Consider the following 20814-nt stretch of genomic DNA (forward strand, 5'->3'; position numbering starts at 1 on the left):
CGCCGAATCGACGCTTAAACTTTGAATTGCTAAGGGTTTGGGTGGCTTCGTAGTTCATCTGCCTAGGTGTAAAGCAATGAACCAAAACCTAAAAATCTACCATAGAAACTATTATGCAAGAGGTCTACTAAGTCCAAAGTGTCAATTAAGAGTACGCCGCGACCATGATGCTGAGTCAGGTCGGCAACGGTGTCCACAATGCCCCGTGATTGACCACAAAGCCCGTTACCAAAGGCATTGTCGATCATCGACTGTCGTAGCTGGGATGGTTGATTAGGGTTATAAGCGGTTTGTGTGGCAAACGTACCGGCAACAAAACCGTAGGACATAAACGACATATAGGCCGTTGACAGCGACAGCGTACTACACAGCACCAGTCCCACCCAGGCGGTATCGGTTTGTATCAGCTCATCGTATAGGTCGCCCAAAATTGTACTTTTACCGCACCCAGCCGGGGCGATTATCGGGATAATCCGTTGCTGGCCTGCGAGGCTACGTGCGATCGCAGGCAAATACTTTTTGCGCACAACCGATCTTGGAATACGCTCCAGAATTCTAGGTGTCAGGGCTTCGCGGGCAGCAGCGGCATTGGTCTGGATAGCGGTGAGGAGGGACGGGGGAGGGAAGGATGAGGGCGAAAGGCGAAAGGATGAACCGGCCCCCCCTTCATCCTTTCGAACAACGTCTTCCCACTCAAGCCCTAGCGCCTGACAGATCTCCTGAAAGATGATGCGATCGACCGGCTTGCCATTGAAGAATTTATTGATAGTAGACCAGGAGGCGATGTGGCGTTCTTCGGCGAGGGCTTTTTGAGTCAGGCTATTGCGCACCAGAGCCTGTCTGGCCTCGCGTTGCCCCGATTCAGATAGCTGTAGCGATCGCTGACTCATATACAAATCATATACTCCCTCATATAAGCCATATCCGTACTCAAATAGTGCGTTGCGATGCTGGATTTATAGCAACCGTGAGGGTAACGGGTATGTTTTACGCGAATCATCTCAATGCTGCCTGGCAGTTGGTGCAGCGCAAAAGTAAAGCGGCGGGTGTGGATGGCATCACTGTGGACATGTTTGCGGGTATTGCCCCGGAGCAGCTACGGCAGATGCAAAAGCAGCTGTGGCGGGAGTGCTATGAGGCCAGCCCCGCCAAGGGGTTTTTGATTCCTAAAAAGAGTGGGGGGCACCGCATGATCGGGATTTCGACCGTACGCGATCGCATCCTCCAGCGCTTTCTGTTGCAGCAGGTATATCCCGACTTAGAGGCCACCTTTAGCGAGGGGTGCTATGCCTATCGACCAGGCTACTCAATCTATCTTGCGATTGATCAGGTGATGGAGCGTTACCGCCACCAGCCTGCCTGGGTGGTCAAGGCCGATATTCAGAAGTTTTTTGACCATCTGTCTTGGTCGCTGCTGTTGTCGCAGTTAGAGCAGCTCGACATAGAGCCATTAGTGGTGCGGTTGGTCGATGCTGGGGTACGAGGGCCAGGGGGCCAATCTTTATTTCCGAGCCTATGCCAGTTTACTCAAAGGCAAGTTTGAGTTTGAAAAGCGTACCCGCCGTCCGCCCACTGACCCCATTAATAGTTTGCTGAGCCTGGGCTATACGCTGCTCTCACAGCACCTGCACTCGATGGTCGAAACGGCGGGGCTGCATACCCACTTTGGCAATTTACACAAACCGCAGAAAAATCGGCCCTCGCTGGTCTGCGATCTGGTCGAAGAATTTCGGGCTCCGGTAGTGGACTCATTTGTGGCTTATCTGATTAACTCCAACATTTTTACCCAGGAAGACTTTACGCCCCCAGACGATCGCGGTGGTGTTTACTTGCAGCCCGATGCCCTCAAGAAATTTCTCAAGCATTGGGAAGAACGGCTAAATAAGCGCATCAAGCATCCAGCCACGGGGCATACCGTTAACTATCGGCGCTGCTTTGAATTACAGGTTTGGGAGTATGTGTCTTGCCTGATGGAAGAGCAAGAGACTTATCGGGCAATGCATTGGGAGAACTAAACAGGGGGAAATCTCGTGTTTTATCTAATCTGCTACGACGTTGTGAAAGATAAGCGCCGCACCAAAGTGGCTCACCTGCTAGAGGGCTATGGGTTACGCGTCCAGAAGTCGGTTTTTGAGTGCATGTTGACGGAAAAGCAGCACGAGATGCTGGTCTGCAAGCTCAACAAGTATCTCAAGCCAGACGAAGATCAGCTGCGTTTTTACCCGATGTCAGGCCACACCCGTCGCAAGGTGGTCATCTTAGGGCTCCAGCCTGAGCGTGAAATTGATGACGATGCCTTCATCGTGTAGTGCCTGATTTCTTGATTTTTTACCCATTTGGAGAGAACACTATGTCTAACCAAGGATTTGTCATGAGTCATCGCGAACTCAAGCTCTATCAAACGGCTTTTGAGAGTGCGATGCGAGTCTTTGAGGTAGCTCAAGCCTTACCTGCAAAAGAGCGCCCCCTGCTGGGTGATCAAATTATCCGCTCGTCGCGATCGGTGTGTGCCAATCTGGCCGAAGCTTGGCAAAAGCGTCGCTATAAGGGGGCATTTGTAGCCAAGCTCAACGAGGTTGAGGCTGAGGCAGCAGAAACCCAAACCTGGTTAGAATTTGCCATTGTCTGTGACTATCTCGATGCGGAAGTGGGACAGGAGCTGTTTGGCAAATATACCGAAATTATCGCAGGAGCAGCTCGGTTGATTGATCATGCCGATGCCTGGGTGACATCATGAGCCATCGCAGTCGGAAACATAAACAGCAATTTGACTGTGGTCATCGGGGGTTTGGGCAGTATTGCCATCGCTGTGCTGATGTAGAGCGGCTGCGCCAGGCTAAACGAGTTGCCAGAAAAGCGGCCAAGCGGCAGCGGCAGGCACCTTTTGAGAAGGATTTGATTAATTTGCGGGGCTTGCCCCAACCCATTGTGAAAAAGGCCCGGGCGGTATTAGCCGCCCTCAGCGAAGGGACACACTACTGGCAGCTAGGGGGTAAGCGATTGCATTCCTGGCGGGAGGTGATCAGAATTCCGATCACACGTCGCTATCGCTTGCTCTGTCAGAACGGTGGGAATCGGGTTAATCCGGTCAAAGTGGTGTCCCATGAGGCTTACAATACGTTGGTTCGAAAGCCATGCCGGTTGAAACAATGATGGATATGCTGATGAGCTGTTGGGGTCAGGTAATCTCTGAAAGCTGCATTCTTACGTCACCCCCAGCAGCCCGCTTACTGGACAAGGGTTTCAGCCGTTTTCCACAGGGTGTTGTTAGGAATAATTCGCATTTGCTGGGGGTGATCATTGCCCCCGAAAGAAATAGGGGTTTAGAATGTAGATGTGGAGCAGCTTTTAGGAGCTGGGCCTCAAAACTTCCTCGGAAGTTGAATTAATGGAAACCCATTGCACGTGCTGCAAACGGCATCATCATCATTAGAAGAGTCTCAAAACTTCCTCGGAAGTTGAATTAATGGAAACCTGCTTCTTTGCGTATGAGTTCTGGTACACCGAAGCGTTCGTCTCAAAACTTCCTCGGAAGTTGAATTAATGGAAACATCATCGATCGCATTATAGGCCTCCGGTTTAACATCTCAAAACTTCCTCGGAAGTTGAATTAATGGAAACCCTCTGGGTGGTAACTCGATAGGTACGACCGGTCTCAAAACTTCCTCGGAAGTTGAATTAATGGAAACGTCGAGGAAGTCCACGGGCTCGCGGCTGTAGTCGGCTCAAAACTTCCTCGGAAGTTGAATTAATGGAAACTGTATACGTCAAAATCGCACTTGTAGTCATCCGGGTCTCAAAACTTCCTCGGAAGTTGAATTAATGGAAACATGTCATCCGCCATTGCCCCTCTTTTTTTTGAAGATCCTCAAAACTTCCTCGGAAGTTGAATTAATGGAAACCTTTTTGGCCATTGCAGGCACTCCAGTGAATCTGGACTCAAAACTTCCTCGGAAGTTGAATTAATGGAAACGACAGCAATTACGCTGCCGTCTTGATACTTTACAAATACTCAAAACTTCCTCGGAAGTTGAATTAATGGAAACCCCCACGACCACCTTCCGAGTGGGAGTTGGAGGTGGCCTCAAAACTTCCTCGGAAGTTGAATTAATGGAAACTCCATTGACCGTTATATGAGACGTCAAAGGCGTCATCTCAAAACTTCCTCGGAAGTTGAATTAATGGAAACGATTCCAACGTCTTGCGTGGACTCGACGACTGCTGTCCTCAAAACTTCCTCGGAAGTTGAATTAATGGAAACGGTTCTTCCCCGACCATAACAAGTCTAAGTTCTTCAACTCAAAACTTCCTCGGAAGTTGAATTAATGGAAACTAGTCGGTTTTGTTTTAGTCGGTTTTGTTTTAGCTCAAAACTTCCTCGGAAGTTGAATTAATGGAAACTTATAAAGTCCTTCGTCCGTGATGGACATCTCAACTCAAAACTTCCTCGGAAGTTGAATTAATGGAAACCCGTTTTGGTCTACGATGTCAGACCACATTGAATGACTCTCAAAACTTCCTCAGAAGTTGAATTAATGGAAACGCATCGAAAGGATGAAGGCGAAAGGATAAAGGATAAAGTATTTTCAATCAGACAGATTTGTGACTAATAGAAATCCTCCAACTTTCGCCTTTATCCTTACGCCTTTCGCCTTCCAAACAGGATGAAACATTGGACGTTAGACAAATTCTCGACCAGTAGAAATCCCCTAACTTTCGCCTTTATCCTTACGCCTTTCAAGCAGGATAAAGTATCTGAAATCAGAAAAATCTGTTGCTAACAGAAATCCTCTAACTTTCGCCTTCCGCCTTTCGCCTTCCGCCCTTCGCCCTTCGCCTTTCACACTACATTTATCCGCACTGACTCTGAAGCCAATCCCCATAGGCAACATGATCAGCACTAGCAATTCCCTGTTGCACCACCGTAAGGACCGTAGCAACATCACCTGCTAATAATGCAGCCACCGACAAATCTAAACCCGGAAACAAACGACTGTGAATAATGCCTTGAGCATCGGGTGACAGCAATATATACTCTCCAGCCTCTAACTGAAACCAGCTTAGCCGTTGATCAATCACCTGCCAAATAATGTACTCCCGCACCCCATTTCGTCTATAGACAGTCTTTTTCTCATGGAGATCATAGGCAGCACTGCTACTGGCAATTTCGACAATTAACTCTGGGGCACCTTCAACATAGTCATCCTCACTAATGGACGACTGGCCGCCGTAAGCGGTCTTAATTCTTAGAAGGGCATCGGGCTGTGGTTCATTATCAAGATCCAGACGTACAGTAGGATTATCAGCAGCTTCGAGACCGGGAGTCAGTGCCGCATACACCCCGAGCCAGGTCATGATGTCACTGTGGGGTTTGCCATGTTTTCGGTATCGCAGAGCAGCAGGCACGTAGACAACTCCTTCAATTAACTCCGCCTTTTTAAGCTGGGACATGGCAGCATACCGCCGTTCAAATTCATCACGGCTGAGGTGATCGCCATTTTCAAGGATAGGTATAACCGGTGGACGAGTGGATACCACGGCGAAGGATTTCAGTAGACTTTCTTTCTTTTATTGTAGTTGAGAGCGCAAGGGCGTGCGTATTCACCTGCCTGCGGCATCCTTTTTGCAGCCACCACCCGCTTGGCGCTTGCGACCCAGCCGTTCGGTTTGAGACTGTTTAGCGGCGGCCATGCGTTGCCACAGCTCCCACAGCACGGTAGACCCTAAACCAATCATCCGTTTGCCTTGCTGAGGACGCTCCTCTTCCGCCTGAGTCAAGGGACCTGTTAGCCAGGTAATTATGACTAGAAAACCTGACCAATATCCCTTCAGAACAAGGGATTTAGAATTCATGCTGATCGCTTTACTCAGACAGGTCAATTTTCAGGGTCTACAGTGCCCCCTATGCTGATACTGCCAACTAAACCCCTAAGAGATAGGGATTTAACCTCCACCCATAGCCTATCTCCGAGTTACAAAAGCCTTAAGCATCAGCAAAATATGAATATTCAACTGGTAAAAAAAATTAAGTAATATTTCTATATCAGCATAGAATCATCATTAGTTAAGTATCTCTTTTAATATATGAGCTATCAGGACTGTTAACGGTTCTCCAAGCTATAAAGTTGTAGTTTCGAGAGCCCAGCATCACATCTACCGATTGTTGAAGCTAAAGAGAGAGACTTTGGCGTAGCGCTATCCTGGACAGCCAGGAAAGATAAACAGCGCGGTAAAAGTATGGATTGTTATAAAACCGATACTTTTACTAATGCGTGTATAGCGGTTTCAACTCTAATAGAGTACATCAGACTCTTCTACTGATAGAGTTTCAGATTTTGAACCGCACCTCACGGGATGCAAAAACGCTATATCCCATTCAACAAATTCCTCAAAAGACGTCAAATAGTCAAGGAATACAGAAAATGGATAAACAACTATTTGAACGATTAGCTGGCATTATTGACGGCACTAATGAACAACTAGCTCACACAACAGTTATTAACCACCAGCTCTTACAGCGCATTGAAAACTTGACCAATGAGCTTCAGGAGCTAAAGAGCAGAGCTACTGTGAAAACTTGGTACAGCACATCAGAAGTGATTCATGCCCAGTTGTTACCAGTTTACTCCCACCGCGACAACCTGACTAGAGCGGCCCGAGAAGGTCGCGTATTTCTACCTGGCAAAGAAGTCATTAAACCTGAAGGCTCTCGCGAATGGCTCTTCAAAGTTGGAGCAATCATCAAGCGCTGGGAACGAGAGGGGCTGCGGGCAGGTTAGATTCACTCATAACCTGTTTAATCGCTTGCTTTCCCCTGGCAATGTCAATCCAGCGCTGATATATCTTCAAGTGAACGTCAGGCGTATGGCCCATCAATTGAGCTGAAACTGTTTCAGGCACTCTGAATAACACTGTTGAGCGGATGGCCCAAGCATGGCGCAAATCATAGGGAGGGAATGGCATTTGATATCTACGAAACTGAGTATTAATTTTTCGACCTAGATTTCCCTTCTCATAGGAGTATTCGGCATTTACGTTAGGCCTGCAAACCGTAGTCAGGTGCCACCGCTCCACCCATTCTGGATAAAAGGCTTGATAAACAAGACGGGGACCCGTTTTTCCCTTAAGAATCTGTAAGCCTTCATCTGTAAACTCGCAAAAGAAAACCTCATGGGGACGAATACCATAGGCAGCCATCATCCCATAAACCCACTGCCAGTTTCGATTTGGAATTTGCTCTCTCCACTGAGCAATTAATTCGTCAGAGGGCAGGTCTCGTTCTTTTACTTTGCTAGGTCCATAATTGCCCTGATACTTCAGCAGGTCCACATCAATTCCTGCAAAATTTGCCAGGGCCTGCAACCTTTGACAAGTCTGCTGACGTGTCCTCGAATTTTCCGGCTTACTTAAACATTCATCCCGTAGAATGTCAGCTGTTAAGGCTGACGTTCGCGGCAACTGCTTGAAAACCTTGTGCCAGTTCTCCTGCCAGGTACGGTTTTCAAGCTGATTTCTTTGCCGATAGTCCTTCTCAAATCGCTTGACCACCTCTGTACACTGCTTAGACTTTTCCGTCCTGGCGGTAGCGTAATCCTCCCATTTGAATGTGCCATCCAGCAGCTTCCCACCCAGCGTAATGGCCATGCCCTCAGCTTTTCGGCGTCCCTGCTGATTGTCCGGCAAGCCAGTAGATATCTGCTGCTGGTGATGGTTACGCTTATTGCTAGTCGGTTTAGGAGGCAGTGTGGCCTGTAAAATCAAACGCGCTCCCCGTTTCTGCACAGATACGGAAATAGCATTGGCTTTTAGCCGTTCATTTACTGCCTGCAGACTGCAATCCTTAGGTGCCATTCACATTAAAATTCACATTAAATGTTCGTCTGTAATTGTCTGTAATCATCTGTTTGCCGTCAAGTGAAAAACCTGCTATAGTTGCGTTCGAGCCATTGGAAACACTGGCAATACAGGCTGCGGATGTAGTTCAGTGGTAGAACGTCAGCTTCCCAAGCTGAATGTCGTGGGTTCGAGTCCCATCATCCGCTTTAAAACGAAAGCCCCTGAAATCAAATGATTTCAGGGGCTTTCAGCTTTTGAGTCTTCGTTTTTTATGGCCTTAAAATACATACTTTAGGACATGCGTTGGGTCATTTTGGGTCAATTTAGGCCCATTATTGGGGTAAGTTTGGGGTAAAGATGGGGTAAATTGGGGTAAGAATTTACCCCAATTTTGAGGGTTTTGCTATGGCTGCAACTCGGACAAAGCCAAAGGCTTCCAAAGGTACTGTATGTATCAAAACCTCTAATGATCGTCTGCAGTTGGTCTTTAGCCACGGGGGTAAACGATATTATTTGAGTCTGGGTTTACCAGATACGAAGCTCAATCGACGCGCTGCGGAAGCAAAGGCAAAGCTAATTGAAGCAGATATTGCTTTTGAGAAGTTCGACCCTACTCTGGTGAAGTACCGTGCTGAGCCAGCAGTGGAAGCAATTCCAGAAGAAGAAGAGGTAGACTTACTCACTCTCTGGACAAAGTTTGTGGAGTTTAAGCGGCCCCAGTGTTCGCCGAACACCATGCGGCAAACCTATGGTCCCTATACCAACCATGTAAAACGGTTTCCTACCCATGAGTTGGCCAAGGCGAATGAGATTCGCGATTATATTTTGCTAAACCTGCCACTGGATGCGGGGAAGCGATTGATCACTCGCCTGGCTGCCTGTTGTGAATGGGCCGTGGACTCAAAACAGATTGATGATAATCCTTTTCAGGGAATGGCATCCAAAATAAAAATGCCTAAGGCTACTGCAAAAAAAGGGCTGAATGATATCAATCCTTTCTCATTGTTGGAGCGTGATGCCATCATTAAGGCTATTGAGGCGGATCAATTTTGCCCAGCTACCTCAAGTCGCAAACATAGTTACTATGGGCTGTTTATTAAATTTCTCTTTGCGACTGGATGCCGTCCATCGGAAGCGGTGGCGCTTACCTGGCAAAATGTGACAGCAGACTGTAAGCAAGTGACTTTTGCCCAGGCACTGATTGATACTGATGCTGGAAAAGAGATCCGATTGGGTCTAAAGACTCAGGAACAACGGTCATTTCCATGTAATCGGTCTTTGGAAAAACTGTTAAAGGCGCTTAAGTCTCAGGAGAGTTTATCGAGGGCTTTGGTATTTCCGTCACCTGCTGGAAAAATGATCGATACGAACAATTTTAGAAATCGAGTATGGAAAAAGGTATTGGATGGCCTTGGGATTAAGTATCGTAAGCTTTACCAGACTCGTCATACATTTATTACTCATGCACTAGAGGCTGGCATGGATGCAAAAGATGTGGCTCGGCTGGTGGGTAATTCTCCAGAGATAATCTATAGACATTATGCAGGGAAGAAACGGAAACTAGAAGTCCCTGAATTTTGAAATGCTCCTGATGGAATGGTTCCGTTGCAAAAAAGCGATCCCTTTTGTAATCGCAGAATAAGCTGATGCGTCATCGAATCGCCCCTACCCGTTCCCTATGACTTCTTCAGAGCCATTGAAGTGGCGTCATTTCAAACCTGAGATCATCCTGCTGAACGTCCGCTGGTATCTCCGCTATAGCTTGATTTATCGGGATTTTGAGGAAATGAAGATCGACTTTCAGACCAGAAATCGACCAGCACTGCCGCCCGTATCTCAAGCCCAACCATGATGCATGGAGGGTGGAAAATCACTATATCAAAATCAAAAGCGTGTGGAAGTACCTCTATCGAGCCGTCGGATCTGAAAGCAATACCCTGGACTTTATGCTCAAGGCCAAGCAGGATGCCAAGGCTGCTAAACGCTTTCTCAAGAAAGTTCTCAATGCACCTCACACCGTAGACCCTAGAGTCATCACCATTGATCAGAATGCGGCCTATCCGCCTGCGATCGAGGAGTTAAAGAAAGACAAAGCCTTACTTGAGACGACAGAAACCAGACAAATAAAATACTTGAATAATGTAGAGCAGGACCACCAATTTATAAAACGAAAATTCAAGCCAGGCCTAGGATTCGGCTCATTCAACACAGCTAGACCTACACTTAAAGGATATGAGGCCATGAACATGATTCGAAAAAGACAGATCGCTGGGATAGGCAAAGGAGATATCATAGGAAAGCTCTCTTTCATCAACGAAATCTTTGGAGAAGTTGTATAACAAGAGTGAGATCGACAGGGATCTTCTCTCTTTATGAGCTTTTGGCAACGCAACCACGTTATCCGTATCATTTTTATTAACCAGTTGATCGGTTTCTTTGCTCGATCTCAACTTCAAGTCCATTCTCATTGGTTGAGCTATAATTCATGCGCTCGGGAAGGTTTTGTAAGGGGCACTACTCTTACGAAGCCTCTTGCTATGGGAGTTCTGGCCTAGCTCTATGCCTGTACTGATTGATCAAGGGTTTCCTAAGGCGGTTTCGGCGCTGTCGGCCAATGAGGCGAAGCGGGTATGGACATTTTTGACCCAGTTTCTTGAAAATCCGGCCCATCCGGGTTTGAGTCTGGAGCGGGTCAATAAAACGAAAAATCAGAACCTTTGGTCGGCGCGGATTTCCCAGGCGCTAAGGGCCATTATTTATAAGGATGGTGAAACTTGGACCGTGCTTCATGCAGACCATCATGATGATGCCTATCACTGGGCTGAGACGAAGCAGATTGCACGGCATTCTAAGACGGGAGCCTTGCAGATTGTGGCGCTGCCGGAGGTGGTGGAGCAGCAAGTGCAGGGCTTTGGCGGAGCAACGGATACGCTACCAGGGCTGTTTGATACCCATGGGGATGCGTACTTAGTCAGTTTGGGGGTGCCGGAAAACTGGCTGCCAACGTTGCGGAAGGTGCGCAGTGAGGATGTGCTACTCAATATTGTGATCGATCTGCCGGAGGATCTGGGGAACCGCTTGCTAAATTTGGCGGCGGGGGAATTGGTAACGCCACCCATACCGTTACCGCTGGGACAGGAGCTGGCCGAGGTGCCAGATGTGCAGCGTCGTTTCTATGTGTTGAATGACAACGAGGATTTGCTGCGGATGCTGGAGGCACCGCTGGATACGTGGATTGCGTTTCTGCATTCGTCGCAGCGGGATCTGGCAACGGGTGATTTTTCGGGACCCGTGAAGATTACGGGCGGTGCTGGAACAGGTAAGACCGTGGTGGCAATGCATCGGGCGCGGTACCTGGCACGGCAGGGAAAACGGGTGTTGCTAACGAGCTATGTGAAAACTCTCTGCGAAAACATTGAACGTAATCTCAAACTGCTGTGTACGGCCGAAGAGCTGGCGTTGATTACAGTCAGTACCGTTCATAAACAGGCGCTGAAACTAGCGACGGATAAGGGACAACAATTAGAACCGGTGGACCGCTCTCATCTGGAGGCTTTAATCGAACAGGCCCATTTTCCAAGCTGTCCGTTGGATCCGACGATGCTGCTGACGGAATGGGAAACGATTATTCAGGACCAGGGGATTACGGCCTGGGAGGACTATAAAAAGGCGAATAGGTCAGGGCGGGGGTTTCCGCTGTCGGCCAAGGGGCGGGAGCAGATTTGGCCAATTTTTGAGCGGGTGCAGAAGACGCTGCAGGCGGAAGGAAAAGCGGATTGGTCGAGCATCTGTAAGCAGGCGCGGGACTTTGTGGCGTCTGGGGTGGTGGAAAGTCCGTTTGATGCGGTAGTGGTGGATGAACTGCAGGACCTGCGGCCCCAGGAGATCAGGCTACTGGTGGCATTGGCGGGGGATGGCCCCAATACGCTCACCCTGGCGGGGGATGGGGGCCAGCGGATCTATGGCAGTCGGATTAGTTTGAAGGGGTTGGGGGTGAATGTGCAGGGGCGATCGCAAATCCTACGCATCAACTACCGCACCACCGAGGAAATTCGTCAGTTTGCCGATCGGCTGCTGGGGGCCAAGGGGGATGACCTGAATGGCGGTACTGAAAAACGCAAGGGTACCGTAAGTCTGCTTAAGGGACCCAAGCCGACGCTCCATGCTGCGAAAACCCAGGCCCAGCAGTGGAAATATGTGAGTGCTGAAATTAAGCGCATGCGTAAAGAGGGGCTAAACCTAGAGGAAATTGCTATTTTTAGTCGCCTGAATAATTCACTGCCGTTGATTCAGGAAGCATTACAACGAAATCGGGTGAAAAGTCAGTTAATTCGGCGAGAGGGGGCGATGGGTGCCGGTGTGCATGTGGGCACCCTACACCGAGCCAAGGGCTTGGAGTTTAAGGCGGTTTTTGTGGTGAATGTTACCGATGAGCAGGTGCCATTGCGATCGCAACTCCAGAACATCCAAGATCAGCAACTGCGGGCTGATCTGCTAACACGGGAAAAGCACCTGCTGTATGTGGGCCTGACGCGGGCCAGAGATGAAGCGATTCTGACCTGGGTTGGCTACCCCAGCCGATTTATCGAAGATATTTTGACGGATTCGGAACTAGAAGCCCTGGAAGAACAAGCGGAGGACTAAGGGGAATGCCGATGACATCGACTGTGGCAGAAATGCTCACGCCCGGACAGTTAGTGCGGGTGCGATCGCGACAATACTTGGTCGAAGAGGTCATAGCCCCCCAGGATGCCGAGGGTGATACCCAGGTGTGTCTGGCCTGTGTAGATGACGATGCCCAGGGGGAAAAGCTAGCAATTTTCTGGGAACGGGAAATTGACGCCAAGCCGATCCAGTCGGCCACCTGGGACGCAGTAGTCAGCCGTGGGTTCGATAATCCCCGTTATTTTTCTGCCTATTTCCACACCCTGCGGTGGAATTGTGTCACATCCACGGACCCACGCCTATTTCAAGCGCCCTACCGGGCAGGTATTGAGGTCAAAACCTATCAACTAGAACCCCTGCGCAAGGCATTGCGGATGCCCAGGGTCAATCTGTTTATTGCCGATGATGTGGGTCTAGGGAAAACCATTGAGGCAGGGCTGATTTTACGGGAAATGCTGCTGCGTCAGAAAATTAAGCGGGTGGTGATTTCCTGTCCGCCATCGGTGGTGCAGCAATGGAAGGATGAAATGGAAAGCCGCTTTGGCTTGACCTTTACCATCTACGACCGGGCATTTGTGGCAGCCCGACGGCGGCAGCGGGGCTATGGCATTAACCCCTGGCAAACCCATAACCGCTTTATCATTTCCCATGCATTACTGCGAAATGAGACCTATGCGGCTCCTCTCCGGGACTGGCTCGGGGACTTTTCGGCGGGGGGCATGTTTATTCTGGATGAGGCTCACAACGCAGCTCCGGCCAGTAGCTCTAAGTATGCGGTGGATTCTCAGCTCACCCGCACGGTACGGGAGCTGGCCCCCCGGTTTGAGCATCGGTTGTTTCTGTCGGCTACGCCCCACAATGGCCATTCCAATAGCTTTGCGGCCCTGTTAGAAATTTTGGACCCCCAGCGGTTTTGTCGAGGGGTGCCGGTGCGCAGTAAAGCACTGCTGGATGCGGTGATGGTGCGGCGACTCAAGCAGGACCTGAGGGAAATTAAAAATGCCGACTTCCCCAAGCGGGAGGTTATTGCAGTTAAGGTTGATAACCTCCCGGAGGATGCGCCAGAGCTGATGCTGTCCAGGCTGCTGCAGGAGTATCGCACCTGTCGAGAAGAGCGGTTGAAGCAGGCCAGCAAATCTTCACGGGCGGCGGCCATGCTGGTGGTGCTGTCATTACAAAAGCGTCTGCTGTCCTCGATTGAAGCCTTTGCCCGGACGTTGAAGGTGCACCGGAAAGCCGTAGAACGGCAGGCAGCAAAAGACCAGGAAAGCAGTCCCCCACCGCCATTAAAAGACATTCAGACCAGGTTGGCTCTGCTACTAGAGGCCCCTGGCAATGACGATGACCGGGCGGACCTGCCAGAAGAAGAAGTTGAACTGGAGGACGATGCCCAAATGGAGGCAGCCACTCGCTCCAGCGGGGCGGTCACGGCACGGGAGTTAGAACTGCTGGAGGAAATGGGCCAGATTGCCAATAAAGCCCGGTACCAGGCCGATGGTCGCATTGGGTATATGAAAACCTGGCTCAAGGAGCATCTATGCCCAGACTTGGGGAAACCGGGAGCCCAGTGGAACCAGCAGCAGGTATTAATTTTCACGGAATACACCGACAGCAAGCGCTATTTGCAGCAGCAGCTAGAGGCCATCATCGAGGGTTCGGACAATGCCGACAACCGCATTGATACATTCCATGGGGGCATGGGAGACGAGCGACGGGAGCTGATTAAAAAAGCGTTTAATGCGGACCCGGCCAAGCACCCGCTACGGATTTTGATCGCGACCGATGCGGCGCGGGAGGGGGTAAACCTGCAGAACTATTGTTCCGAGTTGTTTCACTTTGACGTGCCGTGGAATCCCAGCCGCATGGAGCAGCGCAATGGTCGCATCGATCGGCGTTTACAGAAGGCAGCGGTGGTTCATTGTCACTACTTTGTCTATCCCCAGCGGGCTGAGGACCGGGTGCTGGATGTGCTGGTGCAAAAGACAAAGACCATTCAGCAGGAGCTGGGCAGCTTGTCTCCGGTGGTAGCAAAAAATGTGTCTGCCCTGTTGAAGCAAGGCATTCGGGCCAGTGATGAGACCGCCCTGACAGAAGGCATTGCTACTGCCGATCAGGATGGGGCCTCGGTGACGAAGACCCAAGCCATTCAGGATGAGTTAGAGGCTATCCGCGAACGGCGGGAGTCACTGCTGGATCAGGAAAAGCAGTTACAGACTATTCTAGACAGCTCCTACAAATGGCTCGGGTTTGAAGACCGGCATTTTCGCGATGCCATTTCGGCTTCCCTGGAAGTGCTGGGGGCTAGGTCCCTATCACCCATTTCAGAAAAAGAAGCGCTAGAAAATCCAGACCATGCCCGGTGGGAGATTCCATCTTTGGACGAAAAGCTGGGCACTGACCCCACCTGGGCAGCTACCCTGGATACCCTGCGAGCGCCCCGTCAGCGGCACCAAAAGTTATGGGAATGGCGCAAGGAAGCGCCCATTCGTCCAGTAATTTTTCGAGATTCGGGGACCCTGGATGGGGAGGCGGTGCATTTGCACCTAGAGCAACGGCTGGTGCAGCGGTTGCTGGGGCGGTTTTTAGCCCAAGGGTTTGTCCATGATGATTTGACACGGGCCTGTGTGTGTTTGACGGATACGGCCCTGCCCAGGGTGATTATGCTGGGGCGGCTGTCGCTGTATGGCGATGGGGCGGCGCGACTGCACGATGAGATAGTGCCGGTGGTGGCCCGGTGGAAGGAACCGGAGAGTCGTGATGGGCTGGAGGCGTTGGGGGATGCCACAGTGCGCCAGGTGCTGCAAACCTTGGAAGATTCCCTGGCAAATCCGCGTCTGCGGGAGGTGCCGGAAAATGCTAAGCAGCGGTTGCAAAACAGTGCGCCCCAGGATGTGGCGGACCTACAGGAGCATTTGGACGCCCTAGTGGAACAACTAACGAAGGATGCTACGGCTAAGCTGACGGAACGGGGTGAGCGAGAAGCTAAGGAGATGCGACAGCTGTTGGAAAGTCAGCAAAAGCGCATCCGGCAGCAGCAGCACAAGACTGACCAGGATGCTCAGCAGTTTTCATTGGAATTTGCCACAGCGGAGAAACGTCAGCTGGATGCCGACCGGCGACACTGGGAAAAGCGGCTCAAGGATCTAGAACAGGAAATAGAATTAGAACCCGCCCGCATTGAGCAGGCCTACAAGGTGAAAGCCACGCGGGTAGAGCCGGTGGGGCTGGTGTATTTGTGGCCCGTAACGGGTTGATTTATGGTCAATGTAACGCATGGAAAAAAGGAGATGAGTGATGGTTGCCGCCAAAGAACAGTTTCCCAAGTTAACGCCAGAAGAATATTTCGCATGGGAGGAGCAGCAGCGCGATCGCCACGAATATCTCAACGGCGAAGTCTACGCTATGAGTGGCGGAACCATTAATCATAGTGATATCTCAGGAAATTTCTTGGCATTGCTGAAAGCCCACATGAGAGGGAAGGGCTGTAAGGTACTCAATTCTGATGCGAGGGTCAGCATTTTGAACTCAGCCAATTATGTTTACCCTGACCTCAGCGTCACCTGTGATCAGCGTGACAAGACAACGACCCAGTACGTTACCTATCCCTGCTTAGTCGTTGAAGTATTGTCACCTTCAACCGAGGCTTATGATCGCGGCGATAAGTTTAGAATGTATCGGCGCAATCCGAGTTTGCAGGAGTATTTTTTGGTGGATTCGGAAACGATCGCTATTGAAATCTTTCGGAGAACTGAGCAAGACGCCTGGCAGATTCTGAACTATCAAGCGGGTGATGTTGTTGAGCTAATGTCTGTGAATTTAACCTTTCCCATTGAGGCCATTTACGAAGATATTGTGTTTGAGGCAGGTGCTGTGGAAGAGACTTAAGACTGGTGGGCGGTGCCCACCCTACGGATTGTTATCTATTTTGTAACGCACGCTCCGGACTACTATGGCCTACGACAATGAGCAGTATCAACACAAGGAATGGCTAGGGCTGCTGCAGCCAGAGGGTTTGGTGGTGTCGCCTCCGGCGCTGAGTAAACTGGATGCGTTTGTAGATAAGGAGAAAGCACGGGGGCTACAGCCGTTGTTGCAAAACCTGGTGGAGCAGGGGAGACTGCCAGGGCAAAAACAGGAAAATATTTTAAAGGGTGAACAAACTTGGGTGGAGACGTTTTCAGTCTTTGCGGAAAAGATCTTAGAATGGGAAACGGAGAATCTTACCCAGGCGGAGGATCTGCCGGAGGATCTGGCGGTGGACCTGCCCAACTATGGGGAAACGCTGCGGCCTGACTATGGGGTGAAAGACCCGGATAGTGACGGTTGGCTGTTGTTGGCGAAGACGGTGCCCCTGGGGACAGAGCTGGATAAGGATAGTGGCAATGAGGCGGGCTGGGCTGCCACCCATCAGCAGAAATTTGAACGGTTGCTGAAGGGGGTGCAGGTGCCCATCGGCATTTTGTGGAACGGTGTGCAGTTGCGGTTTGTGTATGCCCCCAGTGGAGAGTCGTCGGGTCATGTGACGTTTCCCATAGAGGCGATGACGGAGGTGCTGGGACGGCCCATCCTAGGAGCGCTGGACATGTTGTTGGGGGCGGAGCGGTTGTTTAATGCGCCGACGGCGAAGACGCTGCCCAAACTGTTGGAAGCGAGTCGGAATTATCAGGCGAATGTTTCGAACCAGCTGGCGGAGCAGGTGTTGGATGCGCTGTGGGAGTTGTTGCGAGGCTTTCAGGCGGCGGATGTGCAGCGGGATGATCGACATGGGGAAGCACCGGCTGGGCAGTTGCGGGAACTGGCAGACAAGGACCCGCAGCATGTGTATGGGGGACTGGTGACGACGTTAATGCGGCTGGTGTTTTTGCTGTATGCGGAAGATCGGGGGATGATGCCCGATGATGCGGTGTATCAGGGGAATTATTCTGTGGCGGGGCTGTATGAGAAGCTGCGGGAGGATGCGGGCCAGTATCCGGACACGATGGATCAGCGGTATGGGGCCTGGGCCTGGCTGCTGAGTTTGTTTCGGTTGGTGTATGACGGTGGGGGTAGCTATGGGGCGTATTTGCCTGCACGCCATGGGCAGTTGTTTGATCCGAAGGAATATCCATTTTTAGAAGGGAGATCCCCCCTGGCCCCCCTTGAGGAAGGGGGGGACAAGATACAGGTCGAGATTCCACGGATTGCGGATGGGGTGGTGTATCGGATACTTCAGAAGCTGTTGATTTTAGAGGGGGAACGGCTGTCTTACCGGGCGTTGGATGTGGAGCAGATTGGCTCGGTGTATGAGGCGACTATGGGGTATGAGGTGAAAGTGGCCGAGGCGCAGTCCATTGCGGTGCGGCCTAAGGATGTGGTGATCAACTTGGAGACCCTGTTGGCAGCGAAGCCTAAGGATCGGGCAAAGGTGCTACAAGAAGAGGGTGAGCTGACTCTAACCAGTAAGGCGACAACAGCGCTGAAAGACGCCAAGACAGTCGATGCGCTGCTGGCAGCGCTGGAGCGGCGGATTTCGGGGCGGACGGCTCAGGTGTTGATGCCGGGGGCGTTGTATTTGCAGCCGGGGGAGGAGCGCAGACGAAGTGGCTCGCACTATACGCCGAGGAAGTTGACGCAGCCGATTGTGGAGACGACACTACGGCCTATTTTTGAGCGATTGGGGGAGCGGCCTACGACTGAGGAGATTTTGGAGCTGAAGGTGTGTGACCTGGCCATGGGGTCGGCGGCGTTTTTGGTGGAGGCTTGTCGGCAGTTGGCGGCGAAGCTGGTGGAGGCGTGGGAGACCCATGGGATGCCGGAGGATGGGCCGGAGGCGGTGGAGCCGTTGTTGTATGCGCGACGGTTGGTGGCGCAGCGATGTTTGTATGGGGTAGATAAGAATCCGTTTGCGGTGAATTTGGCAAAGTTGTCATTGTGGTTGGTGACGTTGGCAAAGGATTTGCCGTTTACATTTGTGGACCATGCTCTGAAGTGTGGCGATTCGTTGGTGGGTGTAGGGGCACGTCAGCTAAATGCGTTTATGTCAGCTAGTGATTTAACAGATGCGCCGCTGATTGCTGAATTCGAGGAACACCAGCAAAAAGCGAAGTTTTATCGCGATTTGATTGCGTTTTCTACGGAGGAATCGGATGAAGCGGTGGCACAAAAGCGATCAAATCTACAAGAAGCAGAACTAGAAGCCAGCGAGAATCGGATGCTCAGCGATGTGGTAGTGGCTTCATTTTTTTCGTCTAACCGCAAGGAATCCGATGATCTTAACGACCAAGGGCTGATGGCAGATGTGGCTTTGGCTACCTTCTTCCAAACGTTGTCTAAATCAAAGCGTAATGCCAAGGAGATAACTAAAGCATTGGCTGATAAGGTAAATCTATGGCGTTCGGGTTCGGTCAAGAGAGCTGAGATCGAGATGATTGCCCGAATTCCCCAAAGTTTTTCTAAGCCTATTACGGCTTTGCACTGGGAAACGAGTTTTCCTGAGGTGTTTGATCGGCCCAATCCGGGTTTTGATGCCATCGTCGGCAATCCACCCTTCGCTGGAAAAAATACCCTGCTTAATGCCCATCCAGAGGGCTATTTACAGTGGTTGAAAGAAATTCATCCCGAATCCCATGGTAATGCAGACCTGGTAGCCCATTTTTTTCGGCGGGGCTTTGGTCTACTGCGCGTCGGGGGCAGCATGGGGCTGATTGCGACGAATAGTATCGCTCAGGGGGATACGCGTGCGACGGGGCTGCGGTTTATTTGTCAGAATGGGGGCATGATTTACCATGCGACTCGCCGGTATCGCTGGCCAGGAGCAGCGGCGGTTGTGGTGAGTTTGGTGCATATTTGGAAGCAGACAGGATCGAGGACAACGTCAATATGAGCGCAAAATCGATTGAGTTTATTTGGGGAGAACAGGCATGAGCAGTCTAGAACAAGTGCAAAGAGATATTCAAGATTTACCAGCAGAGGCCCAGGCGTTGCTGATTGATTTTGTTGAAATTTTGAAGAAGCGATATCCTAAGCCTGCACAGACAGCCCAAGCCAGCCCCTACGAAAAATTTAAGGCCAGTGGGTTTATCGGTTGTGTTGCTGTTGAAGACAATCTTTCAACAACCTACAAACAAGCACTGGTGGATGGATGGGGGCAAAAGTATGATCATCGCTGATACGGGTTTCTGGCTGGCCCTAGCCGATGAGAAGGACAAGTACCACCAAGCGGCTAATCAAGCATTTCAAACCTATGACGAGGATTTGATTACCACTTGGCCAGTGATGACGGAAACGTGTTATTTGTTACTCACGCGAAAGGGTGTACAAGCGCAGATAAAATTTATAGAGAACTATCAGCAGAATCTGTTTCAAGTGTTCGATCTACCGAAGAATACAAGCGCGAGGCTAGCTGAGCTGATGGGGCAGTATGCCGATTTGCCCATGGATTTAGCGGATGCGTCTTTGGTGGTTTTAGCTGAGCATTTAGGCGATGGTCGAATCTTTTCGGTGGATCAGCGCGACTTTAATACATATCGGTGGAAAAATACACATCCTTTTCAGAATTTGCTTTTATAGGTGTTTTTTTAGATGATCATGAACGTATCGCAGCTGCCTGATGGTGTTCCTATTTTGTTGGATGGTCGAGCCGTGGAGAGAATTACGGCTTTTTTGTTCTCGAAGGGAGGACATGAGAATCCCAAGGTACTTTTAGCCAATGCAGGAAAGAGTTTTATTGGTAGCTATGTTCTGGGTATGGGGTTTACGTTTGATGATACGAGTGCGGAGGCGACGCCGATTGCCGAGATGGAGCGGCTGATTGCGGAAAATCCTAAGAATCAGGAGCGGATTTCCCCCTATATTGGTGGGTCTGAGGTGAATACGAGCCCGACCCATGGGCATCATCGGTATGTGATTAATTTTGGGGAGATGAGTGAGGCGGAGGCGCGGGAGTGGCCTGAGCTGATGGCGATTGTGGAGGAGAAGGTAAAACCTGGAAGACTTAAGCAAAATCGAGAAATTCGAGCACGTTATTGGTGGCGATTTGGTGAGACTACGCCTGCTTTGTTTAGAGCGATCGCAAGTTGCGATCGCGTCTTAGTCATCTCTCGCCACTCTCCACAATGGTCAATTGCTTTTATGCCATCAGGAATAGTTTTCTCAGAAGCTTTAGTTGTCTTTGCGCTTGATACAGATTCAGCTTTTTGTACATTACACTCAAGGTTCGCTCAAAATAGAGAGAGAATGAAGAATTATCCCGTGAGCGTAAGATAGATGGCATCAGAGCAGCCTAACAACTGCAAAATACGCTGTTGTAAGTCAGATAAAGGGGAAAGGAAGCGT

17 protein-coding genes, 1 tRNA gene, 2 pseudogenes and 1 CRISPR repeat array are annotated in these 20814 nt (G+C 50.4%); of the genes and pseudogenes, 16 read left to right on the plus strand and 4 right to left on the minus strand.

Translation table 11 applies throughout. The features are described from left to right. Positions 1–62 precede the first annotated feature (62 nt). The gene (locus tag VB741_RS24310) at positions 63–890 is read right to left on the minus strand and encodes a helix-turn-helix domain-containing protein (protein WP_323367812.1); all 828 of its coding nucleotides are present in this window, start codon (positions 888–890) and stop codon (positions 63–65) included. Positions 891–1189: 299 nt separating this feature from the next. Between VB741_RS24310 and VB741_RS26545 the strand changes: the two genes are divergently transcribed. The 5 genes and pseudogenes from VB741_RS26545 to VB741_RS24335 all read left to right on the plus strand — a co-directional run bounded on the left by VB741_RS26545 (position 1190) and on the right by VB741_RS24335 (position 3153). Continuing rightward, positions 1190–1543: a reverse transcriptase domain-containing protein gene (locus VB741_RS26545; protein ID WP_442786447.1), complete on the plus strand. Its 354-nt coding sequence runs from the start codon at positions 1190–1192 to the stop codon at positions 1541–1543. After that, positions 1467–2015: pseudogene (gene cas1 / locus VB741_RS24320) on the plus strand (CRISPR-associated endonuclease Cas1); the annotation flags it as partial. The gene VB741_RS26545 and the pseudogene cas1, both read left to right, overlap by 77 nt. Before the next feature lie 15 nt (positions 2016–2030). Continuing rightward, complete coding sequence (gene cas2 / locus VB741_RS24325) at positions 2031–2309, plus strand: CRISPR-associated endonuclease Cas2 (protein ID WP_323367815.1); 279 nt, start codon at positions 2031–2033, stop codon at positions 2307–2309. 41 nt (positions 2310–2350) lie between these two features. Next, positions 2351–2737, plus strand: a complete 387-nt coding sequence (locus VB741_RS24330; RefSeq protein ID WP_323367816.1) for a four helix bundle protein — start codon at positions 2351–2353, stop codon at positions 2735–2737. Then, positions 2734–3153, plus strand: a complete 420-nt coding sequence (locus VB741_RS24335; RefSeq protein ID WP_323367817.1) for a DUF7682 family zinc-binding protein — start codon at positions 2734–2736, stop codon at positions 3151–3153. Before VB741_RS24330 ends, VB741_RS24335 begins: the two co-directional genes overlap by 4 nt. A gap of 208 nt (positions 3154–3361) precedes the next feature. Continuing rightward, a CRISPR array of direct repeats spans positions 3362–4543; the repeat unit is 35 nt; unit sequence CTCAAAACTTCCTCGGAAGTTGAATTAATGGAAAC. 308 nt (positions 4544–4851) lie between these two features. Here the strand turns inward: VB741_RS24335 and VB741_RS24340 are convergent. Both VB741_RS24340 and VB741_RS24345 read right to left on the minus strand, forming a co-directional pair. Further along, positions 4852–5538, minus strand: a complete 687-nt coding sequence (locus tag VB741_RS24340) for a Uma2 family endonuclease (RefSeq protein WP_323367818.1) — start codon at positions 5536–5538, stop codon at positions 4852–4854. A gap of 63 nt (positions 5539–5601) precedes the next feature. Beyond that, positions 5602–5853: a hypothetical protein gene (locus VB741_RS24345; RefSeq protein WP_323367819.1), complete on the minus strand. Its 252-nt coding sequence runs from the start codon at positions 5851–5853 to the stop codon at positions 5602–5604. 569 nt (positions 5854–6422) lie between these two features. Between VB741_RS24345 and VB741_RS24350 the strand changes: the two genes are divergently transcribed. Further along, positions 6423–6779: a hypothetical protein gene (locus VB741_RS24350; protein WP_323367820.1), complete on the plus strand. Its 357-nt coding sequence runs from the start codon at positions 6423–6425 to the stop codon at positions 6777–6779. Here the strand turns inward: VB741_RS24350 and VB741_RS24355 are convergent. After that, positions 6742–7851 (minus strand): hypothetical protein, encoded by a 1110-nt coding sequence (locus VB741_RS24355; RefSeq protein ID WP_323367821.1) that lies wholly within the window; start codon positions 7849–7851, stop codon positions 6742–6744. The genes VB741_RS24350 and VB741_RS24355 overlap by 38 nt on opposite strands. A gap of 119 nt (positions 7852–7970) precedes the next feature. On the opposite strand from VB741_RS24355, the gene VB741_RS24360 reads away from it, so the two are divergent. From VB741_RS24360 to VB741_RS24405, 10 genes and pseudogenes are all read left to right on the plus strand, one after another. Then, positions 7971–8042 (plus strand) — tRNA-Gly (locus VB741_RS24360). Positions 8043–8241: 199 nt separating this feature from the next. Continuing rightward, positions 8242–9417, plus strand: coding sequence for a tyrosine-type recombinase/integrase (locus tag VB741_RS24365; protein WP_323367822.1), 1176 nt, complete (start codon positions 8242–8244; stop codon positions 9415–9417). A gap of 97 nt (positions 9418–9514) precedes the next feature. After that, positions 9515–10175, plus strand: a pseudogene (locus VB741_RS24370) (IS6 family transposase). A 220-nt stretch (positions 10176–10395) separates the two neighbouring features. Further along, positions 10396–12480 (plus strand): 3'-5' exonuclease, encoded by a 2085-nt coding sequence (locus VB741_RS24375; RefSeq protein WP_323367823.1) that lies wholly within the window; start codon positions 10396–10398, stop codon positions 12478–12480. A gap of 11 nt (positions 12481–12491) precedes the next feature. Then, positions 12492–15755 (plus strand): DISARM system SNF2-like helicase DrmD, encoded by a 3264-nt coding sequence (gene drmD, locus VB741_RS24380; RefSeq protein ID WP_323367824.1) that lies wholly within the window; start codon positions 12492–12494, stop codon positions 15753–15755. Positions 15756–15795: 40 nt separating this feature from the next. Continuing rightward, entirely contained in the window at positions 15796–16386 is a 591-nt protein-coding gene (locus VB741_RS24385) for a Uma2 family endonuclease (RefSeq protein WP_323367825.1), read from the plus strand. Between the two features lie 64 nt (positions 16387–16450). Beyond that, positions 16451–19363: an Eco57I restriction-modification methylase domain-containing protein gene (locus VB741_RS24390; protein WP_323367826.1), complete on the plus strand. Its 2913-nt coding sequence runs from the start codon at positions 16451–16453 to the stop codon at positions 19361–19363. Positions 19364–19400: 37 nt separating this feature from the next. Beyond that, positions 19401–19649 carry a hypothetical protein gene (locus VB741_RS24395; protein WP_323367827.1) on the plus strand — a complete coding sequence of 83 codons (249 nt, stop codon included), beginning with the start codon at positions 19401–19403 and terminating at the stop codon, positions 19647–19649. Beyond that, a complete protein-coding gene (locus VB741_RS24400; RefSeq protein ID WP_323367828.1) occupies positions 19636–20049 on the plus strand; it encodes a type II toxin-antitoxin system VapC family toxin in 414 nt (137 codons plus the stop codon). Before VB741_RS24395 ends, VB741_RS24400 begins: the two co-directional genes overlap by 14 nt. Positions 20050–20067: 18 nt before the next feature. Next, positions 20068–20745, plus strand: coding sequence for a hypothetical protein (locus VB741_RS24405; RefSeq protein WP_323367829.1), 678 nt, complete (start codon positions 20068–20070; stop codon positions 20743–20745). The last annotated feature ends 69 nt before the right edge of the window (positions 20746–20814 follow it).

It is taken from the genome of Leptothoe sp. PORK10 BA2 (genome assembly GCF_034932105.1).
Taxonomy (GTDB): domain Bacteria; phylum Cyanobacteriota; class Cyanobacteriia; order Phormidesmidales; family Phormidesmidaceae; genus Leptothoe.

Coding starts and splice junctions, on each gene's coding strand:
- VB741_RS24310 (WP_323367812.1), bottom strand. CDS start 890: ATGAGTCAGCGATCGCTACAGCTATCTGAATCGGGGCAACGCGAGGCC.
- VB741_RS26545 (WP_442786447.1), top strand. CDS start 1,190: ATGATCGGGATTTCGACCGTACGCGATCGCATCCTCCAGCGCTTTCTG.
- VB741_RS24330 (WP_323367816.1), top strand. CDS start 2,351: ATGTCTAACCAAGGATTTGTCATGAGTCATCGCGAACTCAAGCTCTAT.
- VB741_RS24335 (WP_323367817.1), top strand. CDS start 2,734: ATGAGCCATCGCAGTCGGAAACATAAACAGCAATTTGACTGTGGTCAT.
- VB741_RS24345 (WP_323367819.1), bottom strand. CDS start 5,853: ATGAATTCTAAATCCCTTGTTCTGAAGGGATATTGGTCAGGTTTTCTA.
- VB741_RS24350 (WP_323367820.1), top strand. CDS start 6,423: ATGGATAAACAACTATTTGAACGATTAGCTGGCATTATTGACGGCACT.
- VB741_RS24355 (WP_323367821.1), bottom strand. CDS start 7,851: ATGGCACCTAAGGATTGCAGTCTGCAGGCAGTAAATGAACGGCTAAAA.
- VB741_RS24365 (WP_323367822.1), top strand. CDS start 8,242: ATGGCTGCAACTCGGACAAAGCCAAAGGCTTCCAAAGGTACTGTATGT.
- VB741_RS24375 (WP_323367823.1), top strand. CDS start 10,396: ATGCCTGTACTGATTGATCAAGGGTTTCCTAAGGCGGTTTCGGCGCTG.
- drmD (WP_323367824.1), top strand. CDS start 12,492: ATGACATCGACTGTGGCAGAAATGCTCACGCCCGGACAGTTAGTGCGG.
- VB741_RS24385 (WP_323367825.1), top strand. CDS start 15,796: ATGGTTGCCGCCAAAGAACAGTTTCCCAAGTTAACGCCAGAAGAATAT.
- VB741_RS24390 (WP_323367826.1), top strand. CDS start 16,451: ATGGCCTACGACAATGAGCAGTATCAACACAAGGAATGGCTAGGGCTG.
- VB741_RS24395 (WP_323367827.1), top strand. CDS start 19,401: ATGAGCAGTCTAGAACAAGTGCAAAGAGATATTCAAGATTTACCAGCA.
- VB741_RS24400 (WP_323367828.1), top strand. CDS start 19,636: ATGATCATCGCTGATACGGGTTTCTGGCTGGCCCTAGCCGATGAGAAG.
- VB741_RS24405 (WP_323367829.1), top strand. CDS start 20,068: ATGAACGTATCGCAGCTGCCTGATGGTGTTCCTATTTTGTTGGATGGT.